This is a genomic window from Streptomyces sp. NPDC058576, assembly GCF_042718715.1.
In the GTDB taxonomy this organism is placed as follows: domain Bacteria; phylum Actinomycetota; class Actinomycetes; order Streptomycetales; family Streptomycetaceae; genus Streptomyces.
Genome location: NZ_JBHXPF010000004.1, coordinates 155,434 through 173,597 on the forward strand (window position 1 = coordinate 155,434; position 18,164 = coordinate 173,597).

General features: G+C 74.1%; 19 protein-coding genes. 2 read left to right on the plus strand and 17 right to left on the minus strand.

The annotated features are described in order from the left end of the window. Positions 1 to 14 precede the first annotated feature (14 nt). On the minus strand, positions 15 to 938 hold the full coding sequence (locus ACFWRV_RS04945; RefSeq protein ID WP_384328346.1) for a polysaccharide deacetylase family protein: 924 nt from the start codon (positions 936 to 938) through the stop codon (positions 15 to 17). 168 nt (positions 939 to 1,106) lie between these two features. On the opposite strand from ACFWRV_RS04945, the gene ACFWRV_RS04950 reads away from it, so the two are divergent. Further along, positions 1,107 to 2,330, plus strand: a complete 1,224-nt coding sequence (locus tag ACFWRV_RS04950; RefSeq protein WP_384328348.1) for a methyltransferase domain-containing protein — start codon at positions 1,107 to 1,109, stop codon at positions 2,328 to 2,330. A gap of 18 nt (positions 2,331 to 2,348) precedes the next feature. Here ACFWRV_RS04950 and ACFWRV_RS04955 read toward each other — a convergent pair whose 3' ends face one another. The 6 genes from ACFWRV_RS04955 to tsaB all read right to left on the minus strand — a co-directional run bounded on the left by ACFWRV_RS04955 (position 2,349) and on the right by tsaB (position 6,656). Then, positions 2,349 to 3,158, minus strand: coding sequence for a hypothetical protein (locus tag ACFWRV_RS04955; RefSeq protein ID WP_384328351.1), 810 nt, complete (start codon positions 3,156 to 3,158; stop codon positions 2,349 to 2,351). A gap of 69 nt (positions 3,159 to 3,227) precedes the next feature. After that, positions 3,228 to 3,692, minus strand: a complete 465-nt coding sequence (locus ACFWRV_RS04960; protein ID WP_384328354.1) for a VOC family protein — start codon at positions 3,690 to 3,692, stop codon at positions 3,228 to 3,230. Positions 3,693 to 4,118: 426 nt separating this feature from the next. Continuing rightward, the gene (locus ACFWRV_RS04965; protein WP_384328356.1) at positions 4,119 to 4,388 is read right to left on the minus strand and encodes a hypothetical protein; all 270 of its coding nucleotides are present in this window, start codon (positions 4,386 to 4,388) and stop codon (positions 4,119 to 4,121) included. Then, complete coding sequence (tsaD, locus tag ACFWRV_RS04970; RefSeq protein WP_384328359.1) at positions 4,385 to 5,497, minus strand: tRNA (adenosine(37)-N6)-threonylcarbamoyltransferase complex transferase subunit TsaD; 1,113 nt, start codon at positions 5,495 to 5,497, stop codon at positions 4,385 to 4,387. The genes ACFWRV_RS04965 and tsaD overlap by 4 nt, the downstream gene beginning before the upstream one ends. Continuing rightward, positions 5,497 to 6,012 carry a ribosomal protein S18-alanine N-acetyltransferase gene (gene rimI / locus ACFWRV_RS04975; protein WP_384328362.1) on the minus strand — a complete coding sequence of 172 codons (516 nt, stop codon included), beginning with the start codon at positions 6,010 to 6,012 and terminating at the stop codon, positions 5,497 to 5,499. Before rimI ends, tsaD begins: the two co-directional genes overlap by 1 nt. After that, positions 6,009 to 6,656: a tRNA (adenosine(37)-N6)-threonylcarbamoyltransferase complex dimerization subunit type 1 TsaB gene (gene tsaB, locus ACFWRV_RS04980; RefSeq protein ID WP_384328591.1), complete on the minus strand. Its 648-nt coding sequence runs from the start codon at positions 6,654 to 6,656 to the stop codon at positions 6,009 to 6,011. The genes rimI and tsaB overlap by 4 nt, the downstream gene beginning before the upstream one ends. A 192-nt stretch (positions 6,657 to 6,848) precedes the next feature. Here tsaB and ACFWRV_RS04985 point away from each other — a divergent pair, with 192 nt between their 5' ends. Beyond that, the gene (locus tag ACFWRV_RS04985; RefSeq protein WP_384328593.1) at positions 6,849 to 7,388 is read left to right on the plus strand and encodes a hypothetical protein; all 540 of its coding nucleotides are present in this window, start codon (positions 6,849 to 6,851) and stop codon (positions 7,386 to 7,388) included. Between the two features lie 57 nt (positions 7,389 to 7,445). On the opposite strand, the gene ACFWRV_RS04990 is transcribed toward ACFWRV_RS04985, so the two are convergent. From ACFWRV_RS04990 to ACFWRV_RS05035, 10 genes are all read right to left on the minus strand, one after another. Continuing rightward, complete coding sequence (locus ACFWRV_RS04990) at positions 7,446 to 7,637, minus strand: hypothetical protein (RefSeq protein WP_384328365.1); 192 nt, start codon at positions 7,635 to 7,637, stop codon at positions 7,446 to 7,448. 156 nt (positions 7,638 to 7,793) lie between these two features. Then, a complete protein-coding gene (gene tsaE / locus ACFWRV_RS04995; RefSeq protein ID WP_384328368.1) occupies positions 7,794 to 8,411 on the minus strand; it encodes a tRNA (adenosine(37)-N6)-threonylcarbamoyltransferase complex ATPase subunit type 1 TsaE in 618 nt (205 codons plus the stop codon). Beyond that, positions 8,380 to 9,621, minus strand: coding sequence for an alpha/beta fold hydrolase (locus ACFWRV_RS05000; RefSeq protein WP_384328371.1), 1,242 nt, complete (start codon positions 9,619 to 9,621; stop codon positions 8,380 to 8,382). Before ACFWRV_RS05000 ends, tsaE begins: the two co-directional genes overlap by 32 nt. Beyond that, the gene (alr, locus tag ACFWRV_RS05005; RefSeq protein WP_384328374.1) at positions 9,618 to 10,790 is read right to left on the minus strand and encodes an alanine racemase; all 1,173 of its coding nucleotides are present in this window, start codon (positions 10,788 to 10,790) and stop codon (positions 9,618 to 9,620) included. The genes ACFWRV_RS05000 and alr overlap by 4 nt, the downstream gene beginning before the upstream one ends. Positions 10,791 to 10,850: 60 nt before the next feature. After that, complete coding sequence (locus ACFWRV_RS05010; RefSeq protein ID WP_384328377.1) at positions 10,851 to 11,231, minus strand: DUF488 domain-containing protein; 381 nt, start codon at positions 11,229 to 11,231, stop codon at positions 10,851 to 10,853. Positions 11,232 to 11,276: 45 nt separating this feature from the next. Beyond that, positions 11,277 to 12,725 carry an NAD(P)H-hydrate dehydratase gene (locus tag ACFWRV_RS05015; RefSeq protein ID WP_384328380.1) on the minus strand — a complete coding sequence of 483 codons (1,449 nt, stop codon included), beginning with the start codon at positions 12,723 to 12,725 and terminating at the stop codon, positions 11,277 to 11,279. A 73-nt stretch (positions 12,726 to 12,798) separates the two neighbouring features. After that, entirely contained in the window at positions 12,799 to 13,167 is a 369-nt protein-coding gene (locus ACFWRV_RS05020; RefSeq protein ID WP_384328383.1) for a holo-ACP synthase, read from the minus strand. A gap of 41 nt (positions 13,168 to 13,208) precedes the next feature. Continuing rightward, the gene (gene glmS, locus ACFWRV_RS05025; RefSeq protein ID WP_384328386.1) at positions 13,209 to 15,056 is read right to left on the minus strand and encodes a glutamine--fructose-6-phosphate transaminase (isomerizing); all 1,848 of its coding nucleotides are present in this window, start codon (positions 15,054 to 15,056) and stop codon (positions 13,209 to 13,211) included. A 109-nt stretch (positions 15,057 to 15,165) separates the two neighbouring features. Further along, a complete protein-coding gene (locus tag ACFWRV_RS05030) occupies positions 15,166 to 16,533 on the minus strand; it encodes a M14 family metallopeptidase (protein ID WP_384328389.1) in 1,368 nt (455 codons plus the stop codon). Between the two features lie 128 nt (positions 16,534 to 16,661). Continuing rightward, on the minus strand, positions 16,662 to 18,023 hold the full coding sequence (locus tag ACFWRV_RS05035) for a BTAD domain-containing putative transcriptional regulator (protein ID WP_384328392.1): 1,362 nt from the start codon (positions 18,021 to 18,023) through the stop codon (positions 16,662 to 16,664). Positions 18,024 to 18,164: the final 141 nt, after the last annotated feature.

Genomic DNA, 18,164 nt, shown 5'->3' on the forward strand with positions numbered 1-18,164 from the left:
GGGAAGGGCGCCGGTCAGACGTAGTCCTCCAGCTTCGCCACCGCGTACCCCTTGTCCGTGATGGTCTTCATGACCCGGCGGATCATGTCGGGCATCGAGCCCTTCCAGTCCTCCTTGCCCCGGAAGTGGGTGAGGACGATGTCGCCGGGGTGCAGGTCCCGGTCCCACTCGCGCCATTCCATGTGGTCGGGGAAGGCCTCGGACGACCACAGGGGTACGGCGGTGATCCCGCAGGACTTGGCGACGACGAGGGTGTCGCGGTTGTAGTTGCCGTAGGGCGGGCGGAAGAGGGTGGGGCGCTTGCCGTAGTGCTTGAGGATCTTCTCCTGCTGGCCGCAGATCTCCCGCTTCTGCTGGGCGTGGGAGAGGCCGGGCAGATAGCGGTGGTTGAGCGTGTGGTTGCTGATGACCACCCCGCGCTTCTGCATCTTCTTGAAGTAGCCGTAGTCGTCGTTGATGACGTAGTCACTGACGAACGCGCTGTACGGGATGTCCAGTTCGGTCATCATCCGCAGCAGCTCGGGATCCTTCTCCGCCCCGTCGTCCATCGTCAGGAAGACGATCTTCTCCTTGGTCGGGACGGTGGTGAAGACGGGCGGCAGGCCCGCGTCGTCGCGGACCTCGAAGCCCTTGCGGGTGGTGATGCGCGGCTTCACCTTCGGCGGCTCGGGGGGAGCGAGCGGGGCCTTGGCGAGCCCCCACTTCTTCGCGGCGACGGCGCGTGCGGCCTGCTTCTTCCTGACCGTCTCGGCGTACGTGTCCGGGGCCCGGCCGGGCCCGGCCTGCGGGGCCGCGTCGCCCGACGGGCCGGCGGTGGGCTTCGCGGGCCCGCCGGGGGCACCCGCGCCGCTGCCGCCGGTCTCCGCCGCGCATCCGGAGGCGACGGCGGCGGCCAGCAGGGCCGCCAGCACGACGACGCCCGACCTGTGCCGCTTCATGGCTGATTTTTCTTTTTGTCGTACTAGCTGCATGGCGCCGCATCCTGCCAGCCGTCGGCCCGTGCGCCCTTTCGACACCGCGAGCGGACCGGCGCCGTCCCCCGGCCGGCCCACAGGGACTCGCACCGGCCCCGGGGCCGGACGGGACCTGCCCCCGGCTGGCCCACAATGGACCGGGTGAACGCATCGACCCCCGCCGCCCCGTCCGACGACCCCGCCCGCGCCGCCTTCGCCGCGCTGCGCACCCCCGAGGGCGAGCGGCTGCTGGCCGAGCTGCGCGACCACGACCCCGCCGACGAGCTGGCCACCGCGACGCGGCTGCGCCGCACGCACCCGGCGGAGCTGGTGTCGGCGGCGCTCGGCCAGGCCCGGCTGCGGCAGCGGGCGGTGGCCAAGTTCGGGGCCGAGGACGCCTACCGGATGTTCTTCACGCCCAACGGGGTCGAGCAGGCCACCCGCACCTCGGTCGCCGCCCACCGCGCCGCCCGGTTCGCCGGGCTCGGCGTGCGGAGCGTGGCGGACCTGTGCTGCGGCATCGGCGGCGACGCGATCGCGCTGGCCCGCGCCGGGATCTCGGTGCTCGCCGTGGACCGCGATCCGCTGACCGCCGAGGTGGCCCGCGCCAACGCGGCGGCGCTCGGCCTGGACGGGCTGATCGAGGTCCGGTGCGCCGATGTCACGGAGATCGACACCGCCCCGTACGACGCGGTCTTCGTGGACCCGGCCCGGCGGGGCGGACGCGGCAGGATCTTCGATCCGGAGGCGTACTCACCGCCGCTCTCCTGGGCCACGGCCGCCGCGCTGAAGGCTCCCAGGGCGGCCCTGAAGATCGCCCCGGGCATCCCGCACGAGGCGATCGGCCCGGAGGCGGAGGCCGAGTGGATCTCGGACGGCGGGGACGTGAAGGAGGCGGTGCTCTGGTACGGGGAGGGCTTCGCGCCCGGCGCGTTCCGGGCCACGCTGCTGCCCGCCGGGGCGACCCTGACCGCCCCGGCCCCGCTGCCGGCCCCGCCGGTCGGCCCGGTCGGGCGCTATCTGTACGAGCCGGACGGCGCGGTGATCCGGGCCCACCTCGTCGCCGACCTCGTGGAGCGGTGCGGCGGGCGGCTGGTGGACGAGACGATCGCGTACATCACGAACGACGTGCCGTACTCCTCCCCGTACGTCTCCGGGTACGGGATCACCGATCAGCTGCCGTTCAACATGAAGAAGCTGAAGGCGCTGCTGCGGGAGCGTCAGGTCGGCGTGCTCACCGTCAAGAAGCGCGGCTCGGCGGTCGAACCGGAGGAGCTGCGCCGCCGGATGAAGCTGAGCGGACCGGGCTCGGCGACGGTGTTCCTGACCCGGGTGGCGGGGGCGCCGACGATGCTGATCGGCCACCCGCTGGGCTGACCGCACGACCGAATCGGCTCAGCGGTGGCCGGGTCCGCCGGTGCGGGTGAAGGGCGGGCGCTCGGGCTCCCGCGCGGCCGGCGGCCCCGCAGCCCCGGTCCCGGCCCCCGCCCCGGTCGGGGTTCCGGCCCCGGTCCCGGCCCCGGTCGCGGTTCCGGCCCCCGTCGCGGTTCCGGCCCCCGTCGCGGTTCCGGCCCCCGTCGCGGTTCCGGCCCCCATCAGGACGCGCACCACCCAGCGGCGGTGCGCCAGGGCCTTCACGGCGCCGAGCAGCGCGGTCAGCCACGCGACCATGCCGACGCCCATGACCAGGGCGACGAGCCCGTACGTCTCCCGGCCGGGCCGCGCGCTCGCGGGCCCGATGACGCAGAGGGCCAGCCCCGCCGCGCCCAGGACGAACGACAGCAGCAGCCAGGCGAGGCTCAGCCCGGGCCGCCGCAGCGGCCGGTCGCGCTCCGGGTCGCGGTCCAGCGCACCCCACGCGTCCAGCAGCGACCGGACCTCGCGGTCCCGGGCGATGCCCAGGCAGACGAAGGCGACGGCCGGGATCAGGACCACCGCGCCGATGACCAGACAGACGCCCCCGGCGATGCCGCTGAAGAAGTCGACCGCCTGCTCGAACATGACGACGGCCGAGCCCACCAGGCTCCAGCCGATCGCGGCGAGCGCGGCCCACATCCACAGCAGCCCGAGCCGCCCCGGCCCCACGTGCATCTTCACCAACTCGCCCAGGACCACCGCCCGGTCGGCGAGCATCGCCTCGCGGTCGGGCCAGGAGCGGATCTCGACGGGCGGAGGAGGCGGCGGAAGCGGGGCACGGTGTGGCATGGGCAGAACACTACCGATCGGGCCACCGGGGCCACGCGCTCGCTCAGGCCCTCCGCGCCGTGCGCCCGTTCAGGCGTCGCGCAGGGCCTGGATGTCCAGCTTGCCCATGCCGAGCATCGCCTTCATGGCCCGGTCCGCCTTCGCCGGGTCCGGGTCGGCGAGCAGCCGGGGCAGCTCGTTCGGGACGATCTGCCAGGAGACCCCGAACCGGTCCTTGAGCCAGCCGCACTGGCCCTCCTCCCCGCCCTCGGAGAGCGCGTCCCAGAACCGGTCCACCTCGGCCTGGTCGGCGCAGTCCACGGAGAGCGAGATCGCCTCGGTGAACGGGAACTGCGGGCCGCCGTTGAGCCCCACGTAGTCCTGGCCCGCGAGCCGGAAGTCGACGGTCAGCACGGAACCCGTCTCGCCGGGGGCCTCCGCGCCGTAGTAGGTGATGTCCCGGATGCGGGAGTCACCGCCGAAGATCGCGATGTAGTGCTCGGCCGCCTCCTTCGCTTGGCCGTCGTACCAGAGACAGGGGGTGATCTTCTGCATGGTCTTCTCCTCGTCGGGCCGTCCACGCGTCCGGGCCGGCCGGTCCGCACGTCGTGGAAGGTAGACCGCCCCGGGCACGCGAACTCATCGGACACGCCACGGCCCCCTCGCCCCGCACCCGGGCGGGCTCACGGGGTGGCCGCGCGCCCCGCTCCGGCTCCACGGCGACCGGCCCCGCGGAGGTCTTCCGCTCCGCGGGCAGCAGGACGTACGCCGCCAGGGCTGCTGCCGCCAGGAGGCCCCGCAGCGGCCCAGAAGGCAGCCGCGTATCCCGAGGCCATGCCGGTCTCGGGGTACGCCAGGTCCCTGGTGGCGGCGGTGCCGAGCGGGACGCAGCACAGACCGATGCCGAAGGAGCAGACAGAACGCGCCGAACTGGGCGGAGGCCGGCAGCAGGCAGAACAGGTTCGCCCGCCGGGGTGGGGCTCAGCCCACCGCCTCGAACCGCCAGCGGTGCACCGGGCGGGTGATCAGGGCGGCGGCGGGCTCGGGGAGTTCGGGGAGGTCGTCACCGTACGAGGCGTCCCGCCACCAGGTCATCACCAGCACCCGGTCCTGCGGGGCACGCAGCAGTTCGGTGCGGTGCGGCTCGCGGGCCAGCTCCGCGGCGCGCGCCCGCGCCCACTCCAGCAGTTCGCCGCCGCGGCCCTCGGCGGCGCGGGCCTCCCACATCAGGACGATGGCCGAGGCGCTCATGAGTACAGGTTGTCCTTGCTGATCTCGTGCACGTGGTCGTGCGCAGGAGAAGCGGCGTGGTGGGCGCCGGGCACGTGCGGCTCCGTGACCGGCAGCGAGGAGTCGGCGGACAGCTCCAGGTCGGAGGGGAGCCGGTTGCGGGCGACCATCTCCGCGCCGAGCGCCGCGACCATCGCGCCGTTGTCGGTGCAGAGCTTCGGGCGCGGCACCCGCAGCCGGATGCCGGCCCGCTCGCACCGCTCCAGGGCCAGGGCGCGCAGCCGGGAGTTGGCCGCGACGCCGCCGCCGATCATCAGGTGGTCGACGCCCTCGTCCTTGCAGGCCCGGACCGCCTTGCGGGTGAGCACGTCCACCACGGCCTCCTGGAAGGACGCCGCCACATCCCGTACCGGCACCTCCTCGCCCGCCGCGCGCTTCGCCTCGATCCAGCGCGCCACCGACGTCTTCAGACCGGAGAAGGAGAAGTCGTACGGGGCGTCGCGCGGGCCGGTCAGACCGCGGGGGAAGGCGATGGACTTCGGGTCGCCCTCCTTCGCGAGCCGGTCGATCACGGGGCCGCCGGGGAAGCCCAGATCCAGCACCCGGGCGATCTTGTCGAACGCCTCGCCCGCCGCGTCGTCGATCGTCGCGCCGAGCGGGCGGACGTCGCTGGTGATGTCGGGGGCCAGCAGGAGCGAGGAGTGGCCGCCGCTGACCAGCAGGGCCATCGTCGGCTCGGGCAGCGGCCCGTGCTCCAGCTGGTCGACGCAGATGTGCGAGGCGAGGTGGTTGACCCCGTAGAGCGGCTTGCCGAGCGCGTACGCGTACGCCTTCGCGGCCGAGACGCCGACGAGCAGGGCTCCGGCGAGCCCGGGGCCGGAGGTGACGGCGATCCCGTCGAGGTCGCGGGCGCTGACGCCCGCCTCCTTCAGGGCGCGCTCGATGGTGGGGACCATCGCCTCCAGGTGGGCGCGGGAGGCGATCTCCGGGACGACGCCGCCGAAGCGGGCGTGGGTGTCGACGCTGGAGGCGACGGCGTCGGCGAGCAGCGTCGTGCCGCGCACGATGCCCACGCCGGTCTCGTCGCAGGAGGTCTCGATGCCGAGTACGAGGGGTTCGTCGGCAGCCATCATTCAGTCCCGGTCTCTGGTGCGTTGTCCGCTACGTGTTCGTGCATGGTGAGGCGCATGACCAGGGCGTCGATGTTCCCCGGCTGGTAGTAGCCGCGCCGGAAGCCGATCGGCTCGAAACCGAAGCGCTCGTACAGCTTCTGCGCCCGGGCGTTGTCGACCCGGACCTCCAGCAGCACGGTGGCGCACTCGAAGGCGGTTGCTGCCTTCAGCAGATCGGCGAGGAGCTCGGAGCCGAGGCCGGTGCCCCAGGCCGCACGGCTGACCGCGATCGTCTGGACGTCGGAGAGGTCGCCGAGGGCGGCGAGCCCCGCGTATCCGACGATACGCCCGGTGGCGGACTCCTCGGCGACGACGTAGTGGCGGGTGGCGCCGGGGCCGCGGGCGTGCGCCAGCTCGGACCAGAACATGCCGGGCGACCAGGCGTCGTCCGGGAACAGCGCGTGTTCGAGCTCCAGCACCGGTTCGATGTCCCACCAGCGCATCTCGCGCAGTACGGCGGTGGTGGCGCTCACTTGGGGGTGACCACCTTGTAGTTCTTCGGGACCTGGGCGTCGGGCCGGCGCAGATAGAGCGGCTGCGGCTCCAGCAGTTCCTGCCCGGCGGCCAGCCGCTCGGCGGCGAGCGCGGCGAGCGCCCCGGCGGCGACGTGCTCGGGGCCGCGCGCGTCCGGGAAGGCGTCGGGGTAGAGCACCGCGCCGGCGCCGACCACGGGAAGCCCGGCGAGGGCTTCGGCGATGTCGGCGGGCCGGTCGACGGCGGGTTCGCCCGAACGGGTGCGGGCGTCCTCGTACCGAGCCCAGTACACCTCCTTGCGGCGGGCGTCCGTCGCCACGGCGAACGGCCCTTCCAGACCGGCCTGCCCCGCGGCGTACGCGAGCCCGTCCAGGGTGCACAGACCGTGGACCGGTACGGAGAGGGCGGAGCCGAAGGTGGCGGCGGTGACCAGGCCGACCCGCAGGCCGGTGTACGGGCCGGGGCCGACGCCCACGACCACGCCCGTCACGGCGTCGAGCTTCGTCCCGGCCTCGGCGAGGACGCGGTCGACGGCGGGGAGCAGCAGTTCCCCGTGCCGGCGGGCGTCGACCTGCCCGGAGGAGGCGATGACGGACGTACCGTCGTGCAGGGCGACGGTGACGGCGGGCGTGGCGGTATCCATGGCGAGCAAGAGCACGCAAACAGCCTACGGCTCCGCCGACGGCGTTACGGCGTCCGTACGGCGTCCCGGTCCGTGCCCGCGCTGCTGCTACCGTCACCGGGTATCCGCGGGTACGACGTAAACGCTTGTACGACATGCGGCAGACGGCCGTCGAAAGGGGAGTTCACGGTGGCAAGGAGCAGCTCGGGAATCGTGGCCGGGCTCACCGCCGCGGCGGTCGCCGCGGTCGCCTTCCTCGCTTACCAGGCCTCGGCCAGCGCCCCCGGATCGGTGGCCTCCTCGCCGGGCCCGAAGAGCTCCGCCTCGGCCTCGGCGCGGCCCTCCGCCAAGCCGAAGCCGCCGGCCGACCCACTGGCGGTCCCGGCCTCCTCCGGCAAGGGCGAGCGCGTGGTGTACGCGCTGAAGGACCGCCGGGTGTGGCTGGTCAACGAGGACGAGAAGTCGATCCGGACCTTCACGGTCATGCCGAGCCCCGTCAGCCCGCCGCCCGGGGTCCACAAGGTCACCTCGCGCTCGGGCACGGTCCAGGGCTCGGACGGCGTCCCGATCGAGCACGTGGTCCGCTTCGCGAACGTGGACGAGGTGGCGATCGGCTTCAGCGCCGCGCAGGACGGCTCGATGGCCAGCCCGGACCCGACGTCGAAGACCGGCGGCGTCCGGATGAAGCGCTCGGACGGCAACGCGATGTGGACCTTCGCGACGGTCGGCGCGAAGGTCGTCGTCGTCCCGTAGGCCCGCGGGGCCCCGGGAAAGCTCGTCCCGCAGGCCCGCACGGACCTCGGAAGGCTCTTACGCCGCCCGCCGCCGGACCGCGTTCCCGTGGCCGCTCTCCTCGTTCCCGCCCTCCGCGTGCGGCTCGCTCGCCGCGTCGCTCGGCGGGGTGGAGACCGCGGTGGCCGCGGCGCACGAGGCCAGCAGGTCTTTCATCGACAGGGCGGACGGAGTCGGTCGCGGCTGCGCTGCGCGCTCGGGCGTCGGCATGGATGCCTCCTGGGTGCTCCGGTGGAGGGCGAGGTTAGGTAAACCTAACCACGTCTCGTACCCATGTGACCACGACCACGGCCCTCCGCGCAACAATTTACCGACGCCCTGTCGGGAAGGCCAGTGCCGGTCCGCCGGCGGGCCCCGACCGGGGCGTTACGCCAGCTCCTCCCGCAGCCCCGCCCAGCGCGCCCCGATGCCGACCAGGGTCACCTCGCGCCGTTCGTCGTCCGTGTCGCCGGTCGCGCGGTCGATGAGGACCCGCAGCCGGTCCTCCGAGAGCTCCTCGACCTTGCCGTCGCCCCACTCCACGACCACCACCGACTCCGGCAGCGACACGTCCAGGTCCAGGTCCTCCATCTCGTCGAGCCCGCCGCCCAGGCGGTACGCGTCGACGTGGACCAGGGCGGGGCCCTCGACCAGGGAGGGGTGGACGCGGGCGATGACGAAGGTCGGGGAGGTGACCGCGCCGCGCACGCCGAGGCCCTCGCCCAGGCCCCGGGTGAGCGTCGTCTTCCCGGCGCCCAGCTCGCCCGTGAGCATCACCAGGTCGCCGGGGGCCAGCACCCGGGCGAGGCGGCGGCCCAGGTCCTGCATCTGTTCGGGGGACGTGACGGTGAGCGTCACGGCGACGGCTTCGGGTACGGGCCCGGCTTCCGGCACGGCGACGGCTTCGGGTGCGGCCCCGGCGGTCGTCGTGGCGGGCTCGGGGGCGGTCGCCCCCGTGGCCTGCGGAGCGGTCTCAGCGGCCGGGCTGTTGTGCGGTGCTTCCATGTCCGCCAACGTTAGCGGCCGGCACGGTGCCGCTGCGTACGAGCAGGTCGGCCAGCCGGTCCGTGACGGTCTCCGGGTGCTCCAGCATCACCAGGTGCCCGGCGTCCGGCACGATCACCAGCTCGGCGTCGGGCAGGACGTCCGCGATGGCCTCGCTGTGCGAGCTGGGGGTCACCAGGTCCTTGTCCCCGGCCAGGATCAGCACCGGCACGTCCCGGAACGCGGGCAGCGCGCCGCTCTTGTCGTGCTCGGTGAACGCCGGGTAGAACTCGGCGACCACGTCGATCGGGGTGGACTCGATCAGCCGTTCGGCGAACCGGGACACCGCCGGATCCACGTCCCGCGAACCGAACGAGTACCGCTTGATCAGCCCGGCGAAGAGGTCCGCCGTGGCCCGCCGCCCCTTCTCCACCAGCTCCGCCTGCGAGCCGAGCGCCTTCAGCACGCCCGGCAGCACCCGGCGCACCGCGTTCACGCCCGCCACCGGCAGCCCGAAGTTGACCTCGCCGAGCTTGCCGCTGGAGGTGCCGATCAGGGCGACGGCGGCGACCCGGTCCCGGATCAGGGCCGGGTACTGGTCGGCCAGCGCCATCATCGTCATGCCGCCCATGGAGTGCCCGGCCAGCACCAGCGGGCCCTCGGGGGCCGCCGCGTCGATGACCGCCTTCAGGTCGCGGCCGAGCTGGTCGATGCCGACCGGCACCCCGCCCGCCTGGGACCGGCCCCGCTCGGAGCGGCCGTGGCTGCGCTGGTCCCAGTAGACGGTCCGCACGAGGCCGCGCAGGGCGGCCCGCTGGAAGTGCCAGGAGTCCTGGCCGAGGCAGTAGCCGTGGCTGAAGACGACGGTGACCGGCGCGGGGGCCTTGCGTCCGAAGAGCCGCCGGCGGCGGCCGGCGGGCCCGGCCGAGCCCTCGTCCTCGTCGGCCTCGATCTCGTCGATCTCGTAGTACAGCTCGGTGCCGTCGTCGGCGACGGCCCGGCCCGGCATGCCGCGCAGCGAGCCGTAGGGCCCGGTCGCGTCCAGTGCGAGGCGTGCCTTCTTGCGCATGCCGCGCCCGACCGTGAGCCGCTCGACGGCGACCCCGGCCGCCGCCCCCGCGGCGAGCACCCCTATCGCGGCCCCGGCGATCCCGGCCCGACGCCAGCCGGCCGCGGTGGCCGCGGTGACGGCGGTCGCGGCCACGACGGCCTCCGCGCTGCTCTCGCTCACTGCGCCGCGCCCCCGGTCAGCTCGTCGGCCGTCTCGTTCACGTACACCCTGGGCACCCGGGCGCCGATGCGGGTGACGATCTCGTAGGCGATGGTGTCGGCGGCCTCCGCCCAGTCCTGCGCGGTCGGCTCGCCCCGGTCGCCCGGCCCGAACAGCACCGCTTCCGCGCCCGCCTCGGGCCGGTCGCCGTCGAGGTCGACGACGAACTGGTCCATGGCGACGCGGCCCGCGACCGTGCGCACCTTCCCGCCGACCAGGACAGGCCCGCTGCCGGACGCGTGGCGCGGGACGCCGTCCGCGTAGCCGACGGGGATCAGGCCGAGTGTCGTCTCGCCGGACGTCGTGTAGTGGTGGCCGTAGCTGACGCCGTGTCCGGCCGGGGCGTCCTTGACCAGGGCGACGGCCGCGGCGAGCGTCATCACGGGGCGCAGCCCGAGGCCGGCGGACGTGCCCAGCTCGGGCGCGGGCGAGATGCCGTACATCGCGATGCCGGTCCGCACGAGGTCGAAGTGCGCCTCGGGGACCGTGAGCGTGGCCGGGGAGTTGGCCATGTGCCGGACCTCGGGGTCGACACCCTCCTTCTCGGCGTACGCCACCATGTCGCGGTACACGTCGAGCTGGGCGGCGATCGAGGGGTGGCCCGGTTCGTCGGCGCAGGCGAAGTGCGACCACAGGCCGGTGATCCGGACGTGTCCGGTCCGTTCGGCGGCGCGGGCCTCGGTGACCAGTTCGGGCCAGTCGGCGGGTTGGCAGCCGCCCCGGCCGAGGCCGGTGTCGGCCTTGAGCTGGACGCGGGCGGGGCGGTCCGCGGCCTCGGCGGCGGCGACGACCTCGCGCAGCGCCCACATGCCGCCGACCGACACGTCGATGTCGGCCTCGATCGCCTCGCGCCAGGGGCCGCCGGGCGTCCACAGCCAGCACATGATCCGGCCGTCCAGACCCGCCGCACGCAGGGCGAGGGCCTCGTGCGGGGTCGCGGTGCCCAGCCAGGCCGCCCCGGCCTCCCGCGCGGCCCTCGCACAGGGGACCGCCCCGTGCCCGTATCCGTCGGACTTCACCACGGCCATGAGCTGCGCACCGGCCGCCCGCTCGCGCAGGACGCGCACATTGGCGCGCAGCGCGGCGAGGTCGATCTCGGCACGGGCTCTCAAGGACGCTGTCTCGTTCATCGCGCCCAGTGTCTCAGAGCCGTCTGCCGCCTCCCCGGCAGCGCACGCCGGTATCCAGGCTTATGTACGTTTCATCACATGGTGGAGGTGGTCGACCAGGACCGGGACATGGCTGTCCTCGACATCCTTGACGGCGGTGATCAAGGTGACGGGTCCGCCCTCGCGCACCAGGCCCACCAGCCGCTCGACCGCCTCCGCGTGCGCCGGGTCGTCCAGCTCGGTGCGGTAGCGCTCGACGAAGACGTCGCGGCGCGCGCCGGAGCGGTCCTGGTGGTACCAGGAGCGCAGCTCGTCCGAGGGCGTGGCGTCCTTCAGCCACACGTCGACGGCGGCCCGCTCCCTGGAGACGCCCCGCGGCCAGAGCCGGTCGACCAGCACCCGGGTGCCGTCGTCGTCCCCGACCGGGTCGTAGACCCTGCGTACGCGTACGGGCTCGCTCACCGTCCGGACCACCCTTCCGCCGGAGCTTCCAGCATGGCCCCCGCCTCACCCCGCCCGCACGTCGCGCCAGGCCGCCGGGATGCCGTCGGCGACGTCCTGCGCGGAGACCGGGGCCCCGTCGGAGCCGTGCCGGGCGGCGAGACCGTGCAGATACGCGCCCACGGACGCGGCGTCGCGCGGTGGGAGTCCGGCCGCGAGCAGGGACCCCGTCAGCCCGGAGAGCACATCACCGCTGCCCGCCGTGGCGAGCCAGGACGTGCCGGTCGGGTTGACCCGTACGGGGGTGTCGCGGGCCTCCGCGATCAGGGTCGTGGAGCCCTTGAGGAGCACGGTGGCGCGGAAGCGGGCGGCCAGTTCGCGCACCGCGGTGAGCCGCCCGGACTCGACCTCCTCGCGGGCCGTGCCCAGCAGCGCCGCCGCCTCCCCCGCGTGCGGGGTGAGGACGGTCGGGGCGGTCCGGGTCCGTACGGTCTCGGCGTCCAGCAGCCGCAGCCCGTCCGCGTCGACGAGCACGGGCACATCGGCGGCCAGCACATCGGCGACGGCCGCCTCGGCCCGCCGCCCGTCGCCGAGCCCGGGGCCGACCACCCAGGCCTGCACGCGCCCGGCCTTCGACGGCGGCCCGGCGTGCACCAGCGCCTCGGGGAACCGGGCGATCACCGCGTCCGCGCCCGGTCCGACGTACCGCACGGCCCCGGCCCCGCCGCGCAGCGCGCCCGCGACCGCGAGGACCGCCGCGCCCGGGTACCGCTCGGACCCGGCGACGACGCCGACGACCCCGCGCCGGTACTTGTCGCTCTCCGCGCCCGGGACCGGCAGCAGCGCCGCGACGTCCGCGTACTGGAGCGCCTCCAGGTCCGGCGGCTCGGGCAGTTCCGGGCCGAGCCCGATGTCCACCAGCCGCAGGGCCCCGGCGTGTTCGGCGGCCGGGTCGATCAGGAGGCCGGGCTTGTAGGTGCCGAAGGTGACGGTCGCGTCCGCCCGGACGGCCTCGCCGTGCACCTCCCCGGTATCGGCCTCCACGCCGCTCGGCAGGTCGACGGAGATGACCGGGGTACGGTCCCGGGTCACCGTGTGCAGCAGCTCGGTGGCGTCCTCGCGCAGCCCGCCGCGCCCGCCGATTCCGGTGATGCCGTCCACGACGAGGTCGAGCACGCCGAGCCCGTCCGGTCCGTCCACGACGTGCCCCCCGGCCGCCAGCAGCGCGGCGAGGCCGCCCGGGTGAACCCGGTCCGGGGCGAGCAGCAGGGCCCGCACGCCCGCGCCCCGGCGGGCGAGGCGGGCGCCCGCGTGGAGCGCGTCGCCGCCGTTGTCGCCGCTGCCGACGAGGAGCAGGACCCGGGACCCGTACACCCGGCCGTTGCGCCGCAGCAGATCGCCGCAGGCCACGGCGAGCCCTGCGGCGGCGCGCAGCATCAGGGCGCCTTCGGGCAGGCGTTGCTTGAGGGCGGCCTCGGCGGCCCGTACGGTCTCCACGCTGTAGGCACGTCGCATGGGTCCAACCCTCCGCGATCACGGAGCCGGACGCCAGCGTCGGGGGGCGTGGCGGGTTCATCGGTGCGGGTGCTCACCCCTCCGCGATGACCACCGCCGACGCCACCCCCGCGTCATGGCTGAGCGAGACGTGCCAGCTCCGTACGCCGAGTGCGGCGGCGCGGGCGGCGACCGTGCCGCGAACCCGCAGCCGGGGCTGCCCGCTCTCCTCGACCCAGATCTCCGCGTCGCTCCAGAGCAGCCCGCCCGGTGCGCCGAGCGCCTTGGCCAGGGCCTCCTTCGCGGCGAACCGGGCGGCGAGCGAGGCGACCCCGCGCCGCTCGCCGCTCGGCAGTGTCAGCTCGTTCCCGACGAAGAGCCGGTCGGCCAACTGGGGCGTACGCTCCAGCGCGGCGCCGAACCGCTCGATCTCGGCCACGTCGATGCCCACCCCAATGATCACGAACCCACCCTTGTCACCTTGCCACCCGGGCGCGCCCCGGCTCACTCCACGGTCACGGACTTCGCCAGATTGCGCGGCTGGTCCACCTCGTTGCCGCGGGCCGTCGCGAGCTCGCAGGCGAAGACCTGGAGCGGCACGGTGGCGACCAGCGGCTGAAGCAGCGTAGGCGTTGCCGGGACGGTGATGAGGTGGTCGGCGTACGGGACAACGGCCTCGTCGCCCTCCTCGGCCACGACGATCGTGCACGCCCCCCGGGCCCGGATCTCCTGGATGTTGGAGACGATCTTGTCGTGGAGGACCGAACGCCCGCGCGGCGAGGGGACGATGACGACGACCGGCAGGCCCTCCTCGATGAGCGCGATCGGCCCGTGCTTCAGCTCGCCGGCCGCGAAGCCCTCGGCGTGCATGTAGGCGAGTTCCTTGAGCTTGAGCGCGCCTTCGAGGGCGACCGGGTAGCCCACGTGCCGCCCGACGAAGAGGACGGTGTCGTGGTGGGCGAGCGACCGGGCCAGCTCGCGCACGGGTCCCATCGTCTCCAGGACGCGGTCGACCTCGCCGGAGACGGCGGAGAGCTGGCGCACCACCGTGCGGATCTCGTCGCCCCACTTGGTGCCGCGCACCTGGCCGAGGTAGAGGGCGACGAGGTAGCAGGCGACGAGCTGGGTGAGGAAGGCCTTGGTGGAGGCGACGGCGACCTCGGGCCCGGCGTGGGTGTAGAGCACGGCGTCGGACTCGCGCGGGATCGTCGAGCCGTTCGTGTTGCAGATGGCGAGCACCTTCGCGCCCTGTTCGCGGGCGTGCCGCAGGGCCATCAGGGTGTCCATGGTCTCGCCGGACTGCGAGATGGCGACGACGAGGGTGCGCTGGTCCAGGATCGGGTCCCGGTAGCGGAACTCGCTGGCCAGCTCGGTCTCGCAGGGCAGCCGCGTCCAGTGCTCGATGGCGTACTTGGCGATCATCCCGGCGTGGAAGGCGGTCCCGCAGGCGACGATGACGACCTTGTCGACCTCGCGCAGTTCGGCGTCCGGGATGCGCACCTCGTCGAGGTGGAGCGCGCCTTCGCCGTCGACCCGGCCGAGGAGGGTGTCGGCGACGGCCTGGGGCTGGTCGGCGATTTCCTTGAGCATGAAGGAGGCGTAGCCGCCCTTCTCCGCGGCGGAGGCGTCCCAGTCGACGTGGTACTCACGTACGTCCGCCGGCTCCCCGTCGAACCCGGTGACGGTGACGCCCTCGGGGCTCAGCTCGACGACCTGGTCCTGGCCCAGCTCGATCGCGGAGCGGGTGTGCGCGATGAAGGCGGCGACGTCCGAGGCGAGGAACCACTCGCCCTGTCCCACGCCCACGACGAGCGGCGAGTTGCGCCGGGCGCCGACCACCACGTCCGGCTGGTCCGCGTGCACGGCGACGAGGGTGAACGCCCCTTCCAGCCGCCGGCACACCTGGCGCATCGCGTCCGCCAGGTCCCCGCCCGCCGAGAAGGCCTCGGCCAGCAGATGCCCGACGACCTCGGTGTCCGTCTCCGACCCCAGGGCGTGCCCGCGCCCGGTCAGCTCGCGCCGGAGGGCCGCGAAGTTCTCGATGATGCCGTTGTGCACGACCGCGACCCGGCCCGCGTTGTCCAGGTGCGGGTGGGCGTTGGCGTCGGTGGGCGCTCCGTGCGTCGCCCAGCGGGTGTGCCCGATGCCGGTCCGCCCGGCCGGCAGCGGCCGGGCGGACAGCTCCTTCTCCAGATTGACGAGCTTGCCCGCCTTCTTCGCGGCGGCGAGCCCGCCGTCCGCGAGAACGGCGACGCCCGCCGAGTCGTAACCCCGGTATTCGAGGCGCTTGAGTCCCGCGACGACGACGTCCTGCGCCGACTGCATACCGACATAACCCACGATTCCGCACATAGCGGCACCATAAGGCCGGAGGCGGCCCCACGGCAGGGCGAGCCGCGCCCGACGGCATGTCACACCGCCAGGCGCGGCCCACCGTTCCGGCCCTCGGCCCTCATGGGCCTCAGGAGCAGTACTGCCCCTCCTTGCCGATCGACCGGTACATGCAGTCCGCGTTCTCGATCAGTTGCAGGACCGCGTCCCGGTTACGGGAGGTCTCGCGCTCGATGACCTCGTCCGGCGGGTAGAAACCGCCGCCGGAAGCCGAGCGCGGGTACATCTCGAAGGTGTAGCCGAAGATCTTCTGCGAGCCCCACAGCCAGTCGTCGATCGACCCGTCGGTGATGTACAGGTCGCTGGACTGCTCGGCGGTGTAGCCGTTGCTCGCCGCCATCTTCCCGCCGACGGCCGCGAACGCGTTGCGGTCGTCGGCGGTCATGCCGGGGGCGGTGTCGTTGTACGTGTAGCCGAAGGGCCACAGCACCAGCTCGCTGTACGTGTGGAAGTCGATGGCCGCCGTGATCTGCTGCTTGCCGCCGACGACCCGGCTGCGCACGAAGTCCGCCACGACCTTCGTCTCGGGCGCGGACTCGGCGGCCCGGCCGCGGTAGGTGTCCGAGGACGGGCTGGAGGAGGAGCCGCCGCAGCAGCCCCACTTGTAGGCCCAGTTGCGGTTGAGGTCGGTGCCGATCGCGCTGGAGCCGGAGTTGGGCTGCCGGTTCTTGCGCCAGCTGCGGTACGAGCCGGAGGCGATGTCGTACTCGCCGCCGTCCGGGTTCATGTCCGGCACGATCCACAGCTCACGGCCGTTGACCGCCTGCGTGATCCGGGAGTCGGAGCCGTAGCCGGCGGCGAACTCGCGGAGCAGGTAGAGGGACATCTCGACGGTCAGGTGCTCACGGGCGTGCTGGTGGGCGGTGAACAGCACTTCGGGCTCGGCCTCGTCGGAGCCCACGTTGTCGCTGACCTTGACCGCGATGATGTCCCGGCCCTGGTGGGTCTTCCCGATGACCCGCTTGCTCATGATCGAGGGGTTCGCGGCGATGCGGGCGTCGATCGCGGCCGTCATCTCGGCGTAGTTGTGGTAGCGGGAGTCGGCGGGCGGGAAGTCCTGTACGCCGACTCCGTCCGCCGCGTGCGCGTGGGCGTCGGGCGCGGGCAGGGCCTCCAGGATGTGACCGCGCGCCCGGAGCTTCTTCGCCTGGGCGGCATCCGCGGTGATCACGATGCCGTGGTCGTGCACCTCGTCGATCGAGACGCCCGCGCGGGCGATGTCGGTGCGGGCGGCCGGGGTGGTGCGCCCGGTGATCTCGTACTGGAGCACCCGCTCGTCGGCGGCGACGGCCGCGTTCGGGGCGGAGGGCTCGGCGGTGGCCACGGCGGTCGCGGGGGCCGCGAGGCCGAGGGCGAGCAGGACGGCGAGCACGGCGTTGCGTCGGGTCTTCGCCGGCCGGGTTCTCGGCCGGGAGGTCCGTTCGGTGTCGGGTCGCATGCGGCAGTCTCCTGAGTCCGTCGGGGTGGGGGGTGGAGCTGTGCGACGGGCACAGGATCGTGCGATGTCATGCTCGGGTCAAGATAGTGGTTCCGGCCATCGGGCACGCCGGGCGCGCCGGTCGCGCCTCACCCGCGCCCCCCACCGTCACCGGCCCCCGCCCGCCCGCACACCCCCAGGCTGCACCAGCGGCGTCGCCCGCCCGCGTCCAGGAAGAGCCACCCGCAGCCCTTCCCCGGGCAGGCGCGGACGGTGAGGCGGCGCGGGTCGGCGAGCAGGTCCGCGGCGCGCTGGGCCACGGCGTGCAGCGGGAGCCGGGGGCCGCAATCCGGGTCCGGGCTCCAGCGCCCGAGGCCGTCCTCGCCCCGGACGAAGACGGCGTGGCGCATGGACTCCTGGATCACCTCGGCGACCCGGGCGAACGCGCCGTCGCGTGCCTCGCCGGGGTCCCCGGCGAGGCAGCCGTACAGCGCGCCGCGGAACTCCCGCGCCGCCGCCAGTACGGCGCTCGCCTCCTCGGGCCGCTCCTGCGCCCTCCGCAGCAGCCGGGTGACCGTACGGTCGTCGAGAAGGTCCAGGTGCCCGGCCCAGACGGCGAGCGTGCGGTAGCCGCGGAGCCATTCCGAGCCGGGCCGCCGCTCGCCGCCCCAGCCGGCGTAGGTGTTGCAGAACTCCAGGGCCGGGTCCCCGCTGGTGTTCCACGGCAGCCACTCCCCCCGCACCCGGACGGCGTACGTGGGCGCCACGGGCCGCCGCAGGGCCGGGTCGTCCCGGCGTATGCGGTCGTGCAGGGTCCGCAGGTCCTGCCCCGGTTCGGCGTCGAAGGCGGACCGCAGGGTGCCGCGCGCGGCCCGGTAGAGCCGGAGCGCGTCCGCCGACTGACGGCTGCGGTGCAGGGCGATCATGGCGTCCGCGACGAGGCGTTCGCGCTCGGGGTGTTCCTCGGCGAGCGGGGGCAGCTCCACGGCGACGCGCTCGTGCCGCCCCAGCGAGAGGAGGAGCCGGGCGCGTTCCTCCGCCGCCGACAGCCGCAGCGCGCCGAGCCGCCGGCCGATCCGGTCGCGCAGGGCCGCGTCCGCGACGTCCGCGAGCAGCTCGCCCCGCCACAGCCCCAGCGCCCGGTCGTAGTGGCGCACCCGCTCCTCGTCGTCCCCGGCCGCCGCGGCCTCCCGTACGCCGTCCTCGAAGGCCAGGGTGTCGATCAGGTGATCGTCGGGGCGCAGGAGGTAGCCGTCGTTCCGCGTCTCCAGCTGTACGCCGTCGGGCCCGAGGGCGGCACGGAGCCTGCCGATGTACGTGTGCACGGTGGACCGGGCCCCGGCCGGAGCCTCGCCGTTCCAGAGCAGGTCGATGAGCCGGCCGGTCGGCACGGCCCGGCCCGCCTCCAGGGCGAGGAGCGCGAGCAGACACCGTTCCTGACGGCGCAGGGCGGCGAGCACCGGTCGCCCGTGGTGGAGGGCGGCGAACGGTCCGAGCAGCTGGAATTCCATCGGGACAGCATCCGGCCGCCCCTGGCCCGAAGGCCACCCCTGGGCAACATGGGCGGGGAACTCAAGGACGCGCTCGTCGCTGTTCGGCGGACGGGGACCGCCCGGACCGTCCCTCGTGGTGAGCCTTTGGTGAGCGGCCCG

Coding starts and splice junctions, on each gene's coding strand:
- ACFWRV_RS04945 (WP_384328346.1), bottom strand. CDS start 938: ATGAAGCGGCACAGGTCGGGCGTCGTCGTGCTGGCGGCCCTGCTGGCC.
- ACFWRV_RS04950 (WP_384328348.1), top strand. CDS start 1,107: ATGGACCGGGTGAACGCATCGACCCCCGCCGCCCCGTCCGACGACCCC.
- ACFWRV_RS04955 (WP_384328351.1), bottom strand. CDS start 3,158: ATGCCACACCGTGCCCCGCTTCCGCCGCCTCCTCCGCCCGTCGAGATC.
- ACFWRV_RS04960 (WP_384328354.1), bottom strand. CDS start 3,692: ATGCAGAAGATCACCCCCTGTCTCTGGTACGACGGCCAAGCGAAGGAG.
- ACFWRV_RS04965 (WP_384328356.1), bottom strand. CDS start 4,388: ATGAGCGCCTCGGCCATCGTCCTGATGTGGGAGGCCCGCGCCGCCGAG.
- tsaD (WP_384328359.1), bottom strand. CDS start 5,497: ATGGCTGCCGACGAACCCCTCGTACTCGGCATCGAGACCTCCTGCGAC.
- tsaB (WP_384328591.1), bottom strand. CDS start 6,656: ATGGATACCGCCACGCCCGCCGTCACCGTCGCCCTGCACGACGGTACG.
- ACFWRV_RS04990 (WP_384328365.1), bottom strand. CDS start 7,637: ATGCCGACGCCCGAGCGCGCAGCGCAGCCGCGACCGACTCCGTCCGCC.
- tsaE (WP_384328368.1), bottom strand. CDS start 8,411: ATGGAAGCACCGCACAACAGCCCGGCCGCTGAGACCGCTCCGCAGGCC.
- alr (WP_384328374.1), bottom strand. CDS start 10,790: ATGAACGAGACAGCGTCCTTGAGAGCCCGTGCCGAGATCGACCTCGCC.
- ACFWRV_RS05015 (WP_384328380.1), bottom strand. CDS start 12,725: ATGCGACGTGCCTACAGCGTGGAGACCGTACGGGCCGCCGAGGCCGCC.
- glmS (WP_384328386.1), bottom strand. CDS start 15,056: ATGTGCGGAATCGTGGGTTATGTCGGTATGCAGTCGGCGCAGGACGTC.
- ACFWRV_RS05030 (WP_384328389.1), bottom strand. CDS start 16,533: ATGCGACCCGACACCGAACGGACCTCCCGGCCGAGAACCCGGCCGGCG.
- ACFWRV_RS05035 (WP_384328392.1), bottom strand. CDS start 18,023: ATGGAATTCCAGCTGCTCGGACCGTTCGCCGCCCTCCACCACGGGCGA.